General features: G+C 64.4%; 8 protein-coding genes. All 8 read right to left on the bottom strand.

Annotated elements, in window-relative coordinates; translation table 11 throughout:
- Positions 1 to 26 precede the first annotated feature (26 nt).
- The 8 genes from FKZ61_RS11885 to FKZ61_RS11850 all read right to left on the bottom strand — a co-directional run bounded on the left by FKZ61_RS11885 (position 27) and on the right by FKZ61_RS11850 (position 12,354).
- Positions 27 to 3,215: an NHL repeat-containing protein gene (locus FKZ61_RS11885; RefSeq protein WP_141610340.1), complete on the bottom strand. Its 3,189-nt coding sequence runs from the start codon at positions 3,213 to 3,215 to the stop codon at positions 27 to 29.
- 414 nt (positions 3,216 to 3,629) lie between these two features.
- Complete coding sequence (locus FKZ61_RS11880; protein WP_141610339.1) at positions 3,630 to 5,321, bottom strand: tyrosine-protein kinase family protein; 1,692 nt, start codon at positions 5,319 to 5,321, stop codon at positions 3,630 to 3,632.
- Positions 5,322 to 5,329: 8 nt separating this feature from the next.
- A complete protein-coding gene (locus FKZ61_RS11875; RefSeq protein WP_141610338.1) occupies positions 5,330 to 7,726 on the bottom strand; it encodes a DPP IV N-terminal domain-containing protein in 2,397 nt (798 codons plus the stop codon).
- Positions 7,719 to 8,282, bottom strand: coding sequence for a D-glycero-beta-D-manno-heptose 1,7-bisphosphate 7-phosphatase (gene gmhB / locus FKZ61_RS11870; RefSeq protein WP_141610337.1), 564 nt, complete (start codon positions 8,280 to 8,282; stop codon positions 7,719 to 7,721). Before gmhB ends, FKZ61_RS11875 begins: the two co-directional genes overlap by 8 nt.
- Positions 8,279 to 9,001: a D-sedoheptulose-7-phosphate isomerase gene (locus FKZ61_RS11865; RefSeq protein WP_141610336.1), complete on the bottom strand. Its 723-nt coding sequence runs from the start codon at positions 8,999 to 9,001 to the stop codon at positions 8,279 to 8,281. Before FKZ61_RS11865 ends, gmhB begins: the two co-directional genes overlap by 4 nt.
- Before the next feature lie 29 nt (positions 9,002 to 9,030).
- Positions 9,031 to 10,008 carry a GHMP family kinase ATP-binding protein gene (locus FKZ61_RS11860; RefSeq protein WP_141610335.1) on the bottom strand — a complete coding sequence of 326 codons (978 nt, stop codon included), beginning with the start codon at positions 10,006 to 10,008 and terminating at the stop codon, positions 9,031 to 9,033.
- On the bottom strand, positions 10,005 to 10,754 hold the full coding sequence (locus FKZ61_RS11855; protein ID WP_141610334.1) for a nucleotidyltransferase family protein: 750 nt from the start codon (positions 10,752 to 10,754) through the stop codon (positions 10,005 to 10,007). The genes FKZ61_RS11860 and FKZ61_RS11855 overlap by 4 nt, the downstream gene beginning before the upstream one ends.
- A gap of 94 nt (positions 10,755 to 10,848) precedes the next feature.
- The gene (locus tag FKZ61_RS11850) at positions 10,849 to 12,354 is read right to left on the bottom strand and encodes a sugar transferase (protein WP_229964223.1); all 1,506 of its coding nucleotides are present in this window, start codon (positions 12,352 to 12,354) and stop codon (positions 10,849 to 10,851) included.
- Between the last annotated feature and the right edge of the window lie 311 nt (positions 12,355 to 12,665).

Raw genomic sequence — 12,665 nt, 5'->3', positions numbered from 1 at the left:
AAATTGGGGACAAAGGTCGCCTGTGATCAATTACGTACGGTCACAGGCAGATACACTCGGTTGTGCAAAAATAGCCATGCTTCACCTCCATTGGCCTGATTGTATGTACCTACGATCAACCGCTCCTGGAACACGGCGATACTGTTGTTCCAGTACGTACCCTGATTATTGCTATCTCCCAATCCTCCCTCTCCAACACGCTCCCAGCTGACGCCGTCACTGCTACGCCATACTTCCATGCCGGTTTCGAGGTTGTAAGGGAAGGTGTACAGGTACCCGTCATGTACAACAAAACCAGAGAAGTTAATATTGTTGGCGTTACCGAAACCATTTCCGGTGATCATTTCCCAGTCTGCAGGCTCATCGCAACCGGACGTTTGAGAACATCGCCAGATCTGACCGCCCGGATAGGAATTGGTGGCAAAATCGTAGCGACCTGTACCTGCATACAGATAATCCTGAAAGACCGCCAGAGCGGCAATATCGTAGGTGCCAGTGTACGCAAAGCCATTCGTAATGACTGGGGCCCAGTTCAGGCCGTCCACACTGCGCCAGAGATCCGCCCCGTCACGTCCCGGCCCAATACGGCTGCGAGTACCTGCGTAGAGTGCGCCGTTGAATTCTTGCAATGTCATCACAGCGGCGTTGTTTGTATCGCCAAAGCCGTCGGCCGCCACTTGCTGCCAGTCACCTGGGTTCCCTGTGCTGGAGCGCCAGATCTCTGCACCGTGGGTATTGGTGAAGCTTCGCGTGCTGGCATAGATCTGCCCGTCGAAGACAGTCAGATGAATGATCTCGCCATTGAACGGATTGTCAAAACCTTGATTGACGACCTGCGACCAACTGACGCCATTGCTGCTACGCCAGATTTCGCCGCCGTTCGTGTAGGGCGGACTGCTGGTCCGATTCCAAACGCCTGCGTATAGCTGGCCGTTGAATTCCACCAGATGGCTGACGCCGACATTAGTGCTGTCACCGAAGCCATTGGTCATGACCGGAGACCAAGCGCCGGAGGTGTCCATGCGCCAGAGTTGGGCGCCATTGCCGCCAAAGTTATAAGTTCCGGCATAAAGGTGGTTACCAAAGGGAGCCATGCCACCGATTCCCTCATTGGCACGTTCCCCAAACCCGTTGAGATTCACCTGTTTCCACCCCGGCACGCCCGGCGCGAACTTCTGGATGCGGTGGTTGTTGTGGATTTCGGAGGTATACACGCTGTTGTCCGGGCCGACGGCGATGCCCATCAAAGTAGTGAACTGCCCAGACTTCCTGCCACCAGTACCGATAGTGGTGAGATACGCATTGGCATTGGCAAAATTATCGAACACCTGTACACGGTTGTTTCCAGTGTCGGCCACATATAATCGACCTTGACTATCTATCGCAAGATGGTGCGGACCATATCCTGCGAAATAACCAAAGTCACTACCCATTCCGCCACCGCCGAGGGTGCGTACATACTGCCGGTTGCTGTCAAAGACCTGAATACGGTCATTGCCCTCATCGGCCACGTAGATATAGCCGTCTTTGTCTACGGCCACGTCATAAGGCCTATTGAAGTGAGCGTTGTCCGAACCAGCCTGACCCGTCACACCTAAGGTAGCGACGTAGGCAAGCTGGCTGTTGTAAATTTGCACCCGGTGATTGTCAGTGTCGGCAATGTATAAGTTGCCGTTGAAGTCAAACCCAAGCCCACCTGGGGCGTTAAATTGATTGTTGCCGCTACCATGGCTCCCAAAACCACCAACGTAACTGCCATCTGGGTTGAAAATCTGCAGACGGTGGTTGGCGCCGGGCATGTAGCGGGCGGTTCCCCAGCTTTCTACTGTGTAAATGCGTCCATCGGGGCCGACGGCCACATCATTCAAATGGCCAAAGTGGGCATTGTCGTTGCCCGGCTGGCCGGCCTCGCCCACCGTCCACTGGGGCGCGCCCGCCGCGCTCAGCTTCACCAAACGGTGGCCGTAGCTCTCCACTACATAGATGCTGCCGTCCGGCCCCACGGCCACGCCTTCCGAATAGTAGAAGCGGTCGTTGGATTCCACATAGGAGTCCCCAGTCGTGCCGTAGGTGCGCTGGTAGACGCGGCTGTTGTTGAACTGCTGCACCCGTTTGTTGCCGTAGTCGGCCACGTAGATGTTGCCCCCGGCGTCCACGGCCACGTCGGTGGGGTACTTGAACTGGTGATTCCCCGTGCCGTAACTACCGCCGATGGTGGCCACATAGGCCAGACTGTTGCGGTCGAATACCTGCACCCGGTGGTTCTCGGTATCGGCCACATAGATAAAACCGGCATCCGCCGCCACACCTTGCGGCCGCTGGAATCGGTTGTTGCCGGAGCCGGAGGAGCCGGTGACGCCCAGCGTCCCTGCATAGGTCGGCGCGCTGGGGTTGGCAATGTTGAAGATCTGCACCCGGTGGTTGTTCGCGTCGGCCACATAGAGGCGATCATTGTAGACGGCAATCCCTCGGGGCCGGCACAGTTGCGTGATACCTGTTCCACAAGTCCCGCCGCCGATGGTGGCCAGGTAGTTGCCGCTACTGTCGAAGACCTGTACCCGATTGTTGCCGTAGCCGCTATCCCAGTAGCCGCTATCGCTGATGTAGATGTTGCCGCTGTTGTCCAGGGCAATGCTGATGGGGTTCTCGAAACGGTCATTGCTCGAGCCAGGGTCCCAGGCATCTCCCAACTCGGCCACCCTGTTGCCGCTGCTGTCGTACTTCACCACGTGTGAGGCTTCAGCAGCCACCACCCAGACATTGCCGCTGCCATCCTCGGCCACATCTGTGACGCGGGCGAGGGGCGTGCCGGTATGGTCTATAATGCCTGCTTTGCCGATCTGGGCGATGAAGTTGCCGTTGGCGTCGAACTTGACGGCACGGTGGGCCAGCAAATCCCCAATCCACACGGCATTGCCGATCGTGCCAATGCCCTCCACCCAGTAGAAGTGGTCATTGGTCTCGATAAACGGTTCGCGGGTCACCCCAAACGTCTGCACGTGCCGGAATGACATCCCCGGTTGACCGAGGGGAATGGCGGCGCTGCCCACATCAGGATGTTCCTTCGCCGCGGCTGAAAGGGGGGGCAAGCTCTCTCCCGCTGGCCCAGGAAAGAAGGGGCCAGCCGGTGGAAATGGCTGTGCATTCACCCTGCTAACCAGAATGATGTGTAAGCAAAGAAACAAGGCCAAGGTGATAAGCAATTTCCACTTCATGTTGTCCCTCTCATTGGCATGAAGACGGCAAATGGTGGAAATATTTGGAATGCGCTGACCGCCAGCTGGAGATTTGTGGCAAGAAAATCGGTGGTACCATCCCTGCAGGGAAGCTTCCGTGGGTTTCTATCGGGCTCTAACAGACAAAATTTCATGCGGAGTCTATCACGGGAGAAAACGCCACGCCAACTGCACCCGGGGGGTGGCCGCCCTTCGCAGGCCCGGGTGGCGGGGCCGCCGCCCGGGGCCGAGAGGCCCGTCCACGGCGCGGTCGAGCTGGTTTTCTCTCTGGAGAGGGGCGGGGATGCCAATCAAAAACGCCCGATGGCCGGGCCATCGGGCGTCTGCAGGGGACGGCGCGCAAGAAGTTCTACGCCGAACGATTTTCAATTTTCGTAAAAAATCAGCAGGGACCTACTTGGTGTTCCCAGGCCGGGGCTGGGAGGGCAGGCCCGGGCCGGGCTGGACGAGGCCAGGGGCGTCGTCGGACGCGGGCTGGTTGCGGCGCAGGCGGCTCAAGAGGCTGCCGCCCCCGCCAGACGTGGCTGCCTGGGGGTTGATGCCATAGCCGTATTCCGGGTGGCTGTAGTAGCTGGCCTTGACCGAGGCGCCGTTGAGCACCGCGCCGATGATGCGGGCGTGGACGTTCTGCAGGCTCTCCAGGGCCCGCTGCGCCCGGGCCCGGCGGGTTCGCCCGGCCCGCAGGACCACCAGGACACCGTCCGCCAGGGTGGCCAGGATGGTGGCGTCCACCACCACGGTGGCCGGCGGGCTGTCCAGCAGGATCACATCGGCCTCCTGCCGCAGTTGGGCCAGCAGCTCCTTCATGCGCCGGGAGCCCAACAGCTCGGCCGGGTTGGGCGGCAGAGGGCCGGATGTAAGCAGCCGCAGGGTAGGGACGCCGGTGGGCTGGAGCAGCCGCTCGACCTCCACCTGTCCTCCGGCCGACACGGCCAGCAGGCCGTTGGTCAGGCCCACCTTGTTGGGCAACTTGAAGAGGCGATGCTGGACCGGCCGGTGCAGGTCGGCGTCCACCAGGATCACTCGCTGGCCCAGGTGGGCCAGGGCCAGGGCCAGGTTGGCGGTGGTCACCGATTTCCCCTCCTGGGGCGCCGGGCTGGTCAACAGGAGCACCTGGAGCTCCTGATCCACGTTGCAGAATTGGAGGTTGGTACGCAGTCCCCGGTAGGCTTCGGTGGCGGCTGAGGGCAGCCCTTTGGCCATCACCAGGGGGTCGGGGCCCCTGGCCGTGGGCACCGCGGCGATGAGGGGCAGTTGCAGCCGCCGCCGCACATCCTCCTCATCCCGCACCGAGTCGTCCAGCAGCTCCAGCACATAGGCGCCGCTGGCGGCCAGCACCGCGCCCACCATGGCCGCAGCCAGGACGTTGAGCAGGATGTTGGAGGGCAGGGGCCGGGTGGGCAGGGAGGCCGGCTCCAGGATGGTGATCTTGTTGACAGCGCCCCGCTGGGAGTTGGCCAGCAGGGAGGCGTAGTTGGCCCGCAGGGTGCTCAGTTTGGTCTGGAGGGCCGCGATCTGGGCTTCGGTGTTGGCGATGTCCCGGGCGCTGAAGAGGCCGGCCAGCTCCTCCCGCTTGCGGTCGATCTCCGCCTCTGTCTCCTCGATGCCGGCTTCGATCTGGTCCAGCTGCTGGTTGATGAAGTTCTCCCGATCCTGCTCCTCCCGGCCGGCGGGGCTCTGGCGGATCAGCTGGCGAACCAGCTCGTTGGCCACCACATAGGCCAGTTGGGGATCCTGATCGATGACCGTAATCTCTATCACCTGGGAGTCGGGCGCCACAGAGACGGTGTACTCGGGCAGCTTGCTGAGCTGCAGCGCGGCCATGGTCGCCTCCCGCAGGGGCGCCCGGCGAGCCATGTCCGCGTAGGTCTGGGCCAGGGTCTGGGAGAGGCCCAGCTGGCTGTTGTTGGGGTTGGGATCCTGGAGGCCGGTGCCCACCATGATGGTGGTGCGGGCCTCGTAGGTGGGCGGCTGCTGGCGCAGGTAGAGGAAGCTGGCCGTGCCCGCGGCCAGGGCCGCCAACAGGATCAGCCACCACCAACGCAGCAAGGGCCGGATATATTCGCGCAGATCAAGGGTATCCATAGATATCGTCACCGAACCCAGACGGGGTCCCAGTCATTATAGGGGCTGTTGCTCAAATTGCGCACATTGGAACCGTCCGCGTCCATGATCCAGATCTGTTTGCGCTGGGTCTCCCGGTTGGAATAGAACGCGATCTGGCTGCCGTCGGGCGACCAGGTGGGATGCTTGTCCCACTCCCAATCGTTGAAGGTCAGGCGGACGATGTTCTGCCCCTGGGGATCCACGGTGTAGATTTCGTCGCCGCCCGAGTTGTTGCTGACGAACGCGATGAGGTCCCCCCGGGGCGACCAGGCCGGGTCGTAGGTCAGAACGTCGAAGTAGACGCTCTGGTAGTTGGTCAACTGCTGCTTGGTGCCATACTCCAGGGAGAGCACCTTGATCTGAAGTTCGCCCCGGTTGTCCGCCTCCACGATGGCCTTCTGGCGGCCATCGGGCGAGTAGGGCAAGATCAGCTCCTGGGCCAGCCGGTGAAGCTGGCGGTCGGTGACCATGGCCAGGACAGAGCCGGTGGCCGGATCCATGACCCAGGTGGTGGGCTCCCCACCGCCGGCCCGGTCGGACAGGAAGAGGATCTTGCCGGAGAACTGGGCCAGATCTGCCGCGGTGACCACCCGGGTGGGCGTGGCCGTGGGTGTGGGGGTGAGCGCGTCCAGCCCCACGGTGAGGGGGATGGGGGTGGGGGTAGGCGGCGGCACCCGGGTGATGACCACCAGGTTGAAGGGGGTCGGCGTGGGCGTCCCCGTGGTGATGGCATCCGCGTTGCGCTGCTGGATCTGGGCGACCGCGGTCTCCTGGTTGGCCGGCGTCTCGGTGGCGTAGATGTAGATGGCCGGCACCGCGTTGTAGGGCAAGGGCGTGGCCGTGGGGTCCCCACGCTGGGCGGCCGCCGTGGCCATGATCACCCGGGCGGCCGCCGTGGCCACGTTCTCTGCCGGGGGCGACGGGTAGTAGATAAAGGGCGTCACATAGTTGGTGGGCACCGGCGTGAAGGTACCCGTGGTCAGGGCCACAGCGGTGGCGTAGGCCGCGATCTCGGTGGCGGTGGCTGCGTTGGCGGGCTGGGGCGTATCCACCAGCACCGGCGGCAGGTTGAGCTGATAGGCGATGGCCTGGACCGTGGCCAGGTTGGCCGGGGTGGGCGTGGGCGTGACGATCTGGTACGGGATGGGCGTGGGCGTGCCAAAGAGGGACGCCTCGGCGGTGGCCGTCTGGGCGGCGGCCACCGCGGTCAACGCGTTGCCCGGCGCCGGCGTCAGGGTGGCCACCACCACCGGCCGGGTGGGCAGGGGGGGCGTGGCCGTGGGCGGCGGACCCACGTTGAGCAGCAGCAGAGGCGCCTCTCGCCCCGATTCCGGCCCCAGGCCGCTGTCCCAGGCGAAGAGGGACTCCCCGGCCGGGATGGACGAGATGATGCGCAGGGTCAGGGTGGTGGCGCCGTCCAGCAGTTGCTGGGTCAGCCAGGCCCGGATGTTTCCGTCCAGGTTCCAGACGTTGCTGCGCCCCTCGGCCAGGTCCGCCTGGGTAAGCTGGGGGAAAAGGGTGATGGACGCCGGCGCGGCGTAAAACTGCAGGAAGGTGGACGTGGTCAGTTCCGGCACGTCGGCCTCGGCGATGAGCTGGACCAGCCAGGTGCCCGGCACGTCGGGCGAAAAGCGGTCGGCCCGCAGCCCTGTGAGCCGAAGCTGGGCGTCCACAATGGCGGCGCCCCGGGGAACCCGGCTCAGGTCAAAGCGGACGCCCGCGATGTAGCTCTGGCCGCCATACTGCCCCACGTACAGGAAGGAGTCCCCCAGGTGGTTGGGACGTTCGCCCTGGGTGGACCACCAGCCAGCGTCCCCCGGCTGGGGCGAGATGGCGAAGATTTCACCGCCGGGCACCGGGGTGGGCGTGACGAAGCGGTCGAAGGAGACCGCGGTGTTGGCCTGGGCCGGGGCCGCCGTGGGGGAAGCCCGGGGCGGGGTCGGCGTGGGCGTGGGCAGCAGGGAGACCGTGGGCACGGAGGTGGGCACCTCTTCCACCAGAGGGGTGGTGAAGGTGGCGCCGGTGAGGGCCATCAGGTGGTAGGCCTGGACGGCCAGCACGACCAGCAAAACGGAGACCACCGCGGCCGCCAGCCGGGTGGGGGAGAGGAGCCGACCGACGCGCTTCATCCACCGGGGCCTGGATGGCTCCGCTTTTAGCGCCGACTCTGGGGTGACGGGCCGAAAATGGGGGCAGGCCCCATGGCCAGCGCGCAGACAAAAGGTCTCCTGGTGCTCCAGGTCCGGAGCGAAGGGACGGTTGCGCGCGTAGCAACGATGGATGGCGGTGGGGATCAGGGCCACCGCATTGGGGTCTTCCCGCAGACCCAGGTGCGGGCAGGTCGATGCTTGGGAAGCTGCGGGGGAGAACAGTTCTTCATTCAATGGCAACGCTCTCTTTATCAAACAGCCAGGCAACGGCGGCGGCCAGATCGGGCACGATGGGGACATCTTGCAGGGCAGGGGGCAACAGGGAGGGGAGGTTCGGCCCCTGCCGGCCCGATTGCACCAGCACAGATGCACAGTATACCGCATACGCCGCCTGGGCGTCCGTAATCGAATCCCCGATGAACACACATTGGGCCAGGTCCAGCTGAAAATGGGCTGCGGCCTGGCGCAGGAGGCCCGGTTTAGGTTTGCGACAGTCGCAGCCGTCGTCCGGATGGTGGGGGCAGACGAAAAAGGCATCGATGCGTCCGCCCGCAGCGGCCACCTCGGCCTGCATCCGCCGGTGGATGGCCGCGACCGTGGCCGTGCTCACCAGGCCCCGGGCAATGGCGGACTGGTTGGTGAGCACGGCGATGGGGCAGCCCAGTTTGGCCAGGCGGGCCAGGGCAGGCATCACCCCGGGCAGCCACTGAAATTCGTCCCAACCCTTCACGTAGTCCGGGCGCTCCCGGTTGAGGACGCCATCCCGGTCCAAAAACACGCCGGCGATCATGGCTGCCGGGCACTGTCTCCGGGCTCGACGGGCAGGTCCGCCAAAGCAGGCCGGACCACCGCCGGGCTGTGGCCGTTGCGGCTGGGCCTGGGAGCCACGGCTTCCGGCAGGCCCGATGTCAGCACGGGCGACACGAAGGCACGGGCCGCGCTGTCCCGCTGGGCCAGCCGGCGTAAGGCTTTGGTCGCCATGTGCTCCAGCATCATGTGAATGTCTTCGATCTGCTCCACACAGTCGTTGGGCACCACAATGGACATGTCCACCAGCCGGGCCAGCTTGCCGCCGTTGTAGCCCGTCCAGCCGATGGTGAAAGCGCCGGAGGTCCGGGCCAGTTCCACAGCCTTGAGGACGTTGGGCGAATTGCCGCTGGTGGAGATGGCCACCACCACGTCGCCCGGCTGAAGGAAGTTGGCCAGCTGTTCGGCGAAGACATCCTCGTAGGCCAGGTCGTTGGCCAGGGCCGAGAAGAGGGCCATATTGTCGGTCAGGGCCATGATCCGAAAGCGGGGGGTGCCGGCAGCCGCGGTATTCTTGGAAAGGTCACACGCCATATGGGTGGCAGTACTGGCACTACCGCCATTGCCCATGACGAAGATCTGGCGTCCCTCCAGGCGGGCCTGGTGCAACACCTGCACCATCTCGTGGATGGTCTCCCAGGGGAGCAGATCCAGGGTGAGGGCAATCTCGGTGGCGTACTGCTGGTATTGATACTGGTCCATGGTGGCAATTCCTTCCAGAACTGGAAAATTCAGCGGCGGATGTTAAAAATGACCTTCGACCCATCCCGCTCCAGGTGGAACGGCAGCTCGGGCAGGCAGCGCAGGGCAGCCCGGACATCGTCCTGGCGGGCCCGGGGGCAATAGAGCAGCAGGTAACCGCCCCCGCCCGCGCCGGTGATCTTCCCCCCCAGGGCGCCGGCCCGCCGGGCCGTCTGGTAGAGGTCGTCGATCTCGCCGTTGCTAATCTTGCTGGCCAACTGCTTTTTCAAAGTCCACCCCTGGTCCATGAGGTGGCCCAACTCGTCGAACTCGCCGGCCCGCAGCGCGTCCCGGGCCTGCAGGGCCAGCCCCTTCATAGCCCGCAACACCGCCAGCCGGTCTCCCATCTGCGCCACCTGTTCCGTGAGCACGCTGGAGGCCCGCCGGGTCATGCCGGTGAAGAAGAGCATCAGGTTCTGGTTCAGACGCCGAAGCTGCTCCGGCTCCAGCCCCAGGGGCTCCACGTGGACGGTGCCGTCTTCACAGAAGCGGATGAAGCGCTGGCCGCCGTAGGCAGCGATGTACTGATCCTGGACGCCGATGGGATGGCCCAGGACGTCGATCTCCACCTGGCAGGCCTGCCGGGCCAGGGTCTCCTGATCCTGGGGCGTGCCCAGATAGTGGTACATGGCGTTCAACAGCCCCACGGTGACGGTGCTGGATGACCCCAGGCCGGAGCCCTGGGAGGGGATGTCCCCCATGGTGGCGATCTCCACCCGCCTGGTGATGCCCGTCAGGCGCAGGCACTCCCGCACCAGTTCGTGTTGGAGCTCGTCTACCCGATCCACCAGTTCGGTGCGGGTGTAGCCCACCCGGATCTTGTCGTCGTAGCGCTCTTTTAGGATAACGTAGATGTATTTGTCGATGGCGGAGCTGAGTACCCAGCCCCCTTCCCGCAGAAAAAACTCCCGAAAGTCGGTTCCTCCGCCCAGGAAGCTGATACGTAACGGCGTCTGGGTGATGATCATGGCAGCAGAGCTGCTCCTTCCCGGGTCAGGGCGTCCTGCACGGCGGGGAAGGCCTCCTGGGCCCGCCTGTAGCCGGCAGGGGTGCCAATGTCGATGAGCACTTCGTCGGGACGAATGGGCTGGCCGTAGACAGGCCGCCCGGCCGCCAGCAGGGCCGGCAGGAGGTCGTGGCCGAAGTCGTAGACCGTCTCCGCCGGGATCCAGTCCAGGATGGACGGTTCGCAGACCAGGATGCCGCCGTTGGCCAGGTCGGTGAAGATCTGGTCCGGCGGGGGCTTCTCCACGAAGCGGGTCACCCGGCCCTGGGGATCGGTCTCCACCAGGCCACATTCGCCGGGGTTGGGCACCCGGTAGAGGGCCAGGGTCAGCTCGGCCCGCCCCCGGTGCCCGTCCAGCAGGCGGGTGAGGTCCAGGTTGGTGAAGACGTCGCCGTAGACCACCACGAAGGTGGTGTCCAGGAAGGACGCCAGGCGACGGGCCGCGCCCGCGGTGCCCCACAGGGTGTCCTCGTAGGAGTAGGTCAGGTGAACGCCGTGGCCTTCCCCCTGGCCGAAGTAGCCGGTGATGGCCTCCGGGCAGTGGTGGAGGTTCATGGCGATCTCCCGGATGCCATGGTGGCGCAGCCATGCCACCGTGTGGGCCAACAGGGGCCGGCCACCGACCGGCAACATGGGCTTGGGCTGGCGGGCAGTCAACGGGCCGAGCCGGGTGCCCTTGCCGGCGGCCAGGATCAACGCTTTGGTCATAGCATGGCCATCTTCTGGATAACCGGCCCCAAGGCCGGGCCGTAAACTTTCACGCTCCGGACTGACTCCGGACTTCGGACTCCGGACTTCCCACTCAATACGCCCCACGCCCCTGAAGCACCACCGGAATGGTCTGGACGAAGAGGATCTGCAGGTCCAGCCAGATGCTGTAGTTCCGGATGTACTGCATGTCCAGGCGCACCCGCTCCTCGTAGGAGAGGTCCGAACGGCCGGAGACCTGCCAGAGGCCGGTCAGGCCGGGTTTGACGGTGAGCAGGTTCAGCTTCAGGCGGCCGTACTCGTCGGCCTCCTCCGGGCTGATCATGCGAGGGCCCACCAGGCTCATCTGGCCCAGCAAGACGTTGATCAGCTGGGGCAGCTCGTCCAGGCTGGTGCGGCGCAGCCAGCGGCCCATCCGGGTGACCCGGGGGTCATACTTGAGCTTGTGGGTGGCCTGGAGCTCGGCCTGGAGCTGGGGATAGCGGGCCAGGATCTCGTCGCCGTTGACGGCCATGGTCCGAAACTTGAAGGCGTCGAATTCCTTGCCGCCCACTCCCAGGACCCGCCGGCGGTAGAAGACTGGCCCCGGCGAGTCCAGCTTGATGAGCACGGCCACCACCGCAAAGAGGGGGACCAATACCGGCAAGCTGAAGAAGATCAGGGTGTAGTCCAGGGCCGCCTTCAGGAAACTCTCCAGGGGATCCAGGCGCAGCCGGTTCAGGCTCATCAAGGGGACGTCCCCCTTGCGGGTGACCCGCATGCCGGTGGTGAGGATCTCGTAGAGGCCCGACGAGAGCCGGATCTCCACCTGGGGCATGGCGGTGACACAGCGGAAGACCTCGGTGAGCTGGTCCCGAGAAAGGGCGGTGCTGGCCACCACGATTTCCCCCACGTGGTGGTTCTGGATGAGCCGGGGCAGGGCATTCATGTTGCCCAGCACGGGCAGGCCGTCCAGGGCAGAAAGCCGCATGCTCCCCTCGTCGTCGCCGTCAGTGCTGACGAAGCCCAGGACCGCCAGCCCCGTGTTGACGCTTTCCCGCAGCTTGGCGGCCAGGGCCATGGCCTCCTGATTGGTGCCCACGATGAGGGTCGGCGTCAGGAAGCGACTCCGGCGCCACTGGGCGTAGGCCAGCCGGCGCAGGAGGAAGCGGTTGCCGCAGATCAGGCCGGTGGACAGCAGCCAGGACATGAGGAGCCAGGCCCGGGAGATGCGGAAGCTGGGATCCACGAAGCTGGCCAGGATGACGATCATCATGCCGCTGGTGGTGGCGTTGAAGGCCTGGGCATACTCCGCCGTGCCGCCCAACAGGTAGTGAAAGTCGTACAGGCGCAGCAACGAGAACAGGGGCAGCCACAAAGGAATCAAGATCAGGACCAGGCGGATGTAGTGCTGGGGAACCGGTGTCACCTCGGGTGAGACGGTGATGCCCACCTGAAAGCGGAGCCAGTAGGCCAGGGCAAAGGCCAACAGCAACATGGCTCCGTCCCCCACCAGGAGGGCCAGACGATAGAGGCGCCGGTAGTGGCTGGACTGGTTCTCCAAAAGCCAGGGGGCCTGATGAATCGCGTCAAGTCGAGCGGTTTCAGTCTGCAATGTCATAGTAGAGAGCTTCCCTCAACATAAACGACGGCTTTCTCGCGCCCGCCGTGGTCTGACAGCCTGGGAGACCGTCTCCCTGCCTGCGGACAGGCGACACCCGGCCGTCGGATCGGCTACTTCATCCGGCGGCGTCAACTGGATGTACCATGGGGGGGTGTCACCTGCGACGCCAGGAGGGCGGGACCTGTCAGAACGGCTCTATCCCACCTCCATCGGGGGTACAACGGTCATGGCCTGACAGTCAAATGAATGGAGCGTTCTGTCAGGAACTCAGCCAGCCAGATACTGGCATGGATACATTAGCACATTTT

It is taken from the genome of Litorilinea aerophila (assembly GCF_006569185.2).
Classification (GTDB): domain Bacteria; phylum Chloroflexota; class Anaerolineae; order Caldilineales; family Caldilineaceae; genus Litorilinea; species Litorilinea aerophila.
This window is presented reverse-complemented; position numbering and strand designations above follow the sequence as displayed.

Bases quoted from the DNA above. Each gene is read 5' to 3' on its own strand.
- gmhB (WP_141610337.1), bottom strand. From the start codon at position 8,282: ATGATCGCCGGCGTGTTTTTGGACCGGGATGGCGTCCTCAACCGGGAG.
- FKZ61_RS11850 (WP_229964223.1), bottom strand. From the start codon at position 12,354: ATGACATTGCAGACTGAAACCGCTCGACTTGACGCGATTCATCAGGCC.
- FKZ61_RS11885 (WP_141610340.1), bottom strand. From the start codon at position 3,215: ATGAAGTGGAAATTGCTTATCACCTTGGCCTTGTTTCTTTGCTTACAC.
- FKZ61_RS11880 (WP_141610339.1), bottom strand. From the start codon at position 5,321: ATGGATACCCTTGATCTGCGCGAATATATCCGGCCCTTGCTGCGTTGG.
- FKZ61_RS11865 (WP_141610336.1), bottom strand. From the start codon at position 9,001: ATGGACCAGTATCAATACCAGCAGTACGCCACCGAGATTGCCCTCACC.
- FKZ61_RS11855 (WP_141610334.1), bottom strand. From the start codon at position 10,754: ATGACCAAAGCGTTGATCCTGGCCGCCGGCAAGGGCACCCGGCTCGGC.
- FKZ61_RS11860 (WP_141610335.1), bottom strand. From the start codon at position 10,008: ATGATCATCACCCAGACGCCGTTACGTATCAGCTTCCTGGGCGGAGGA.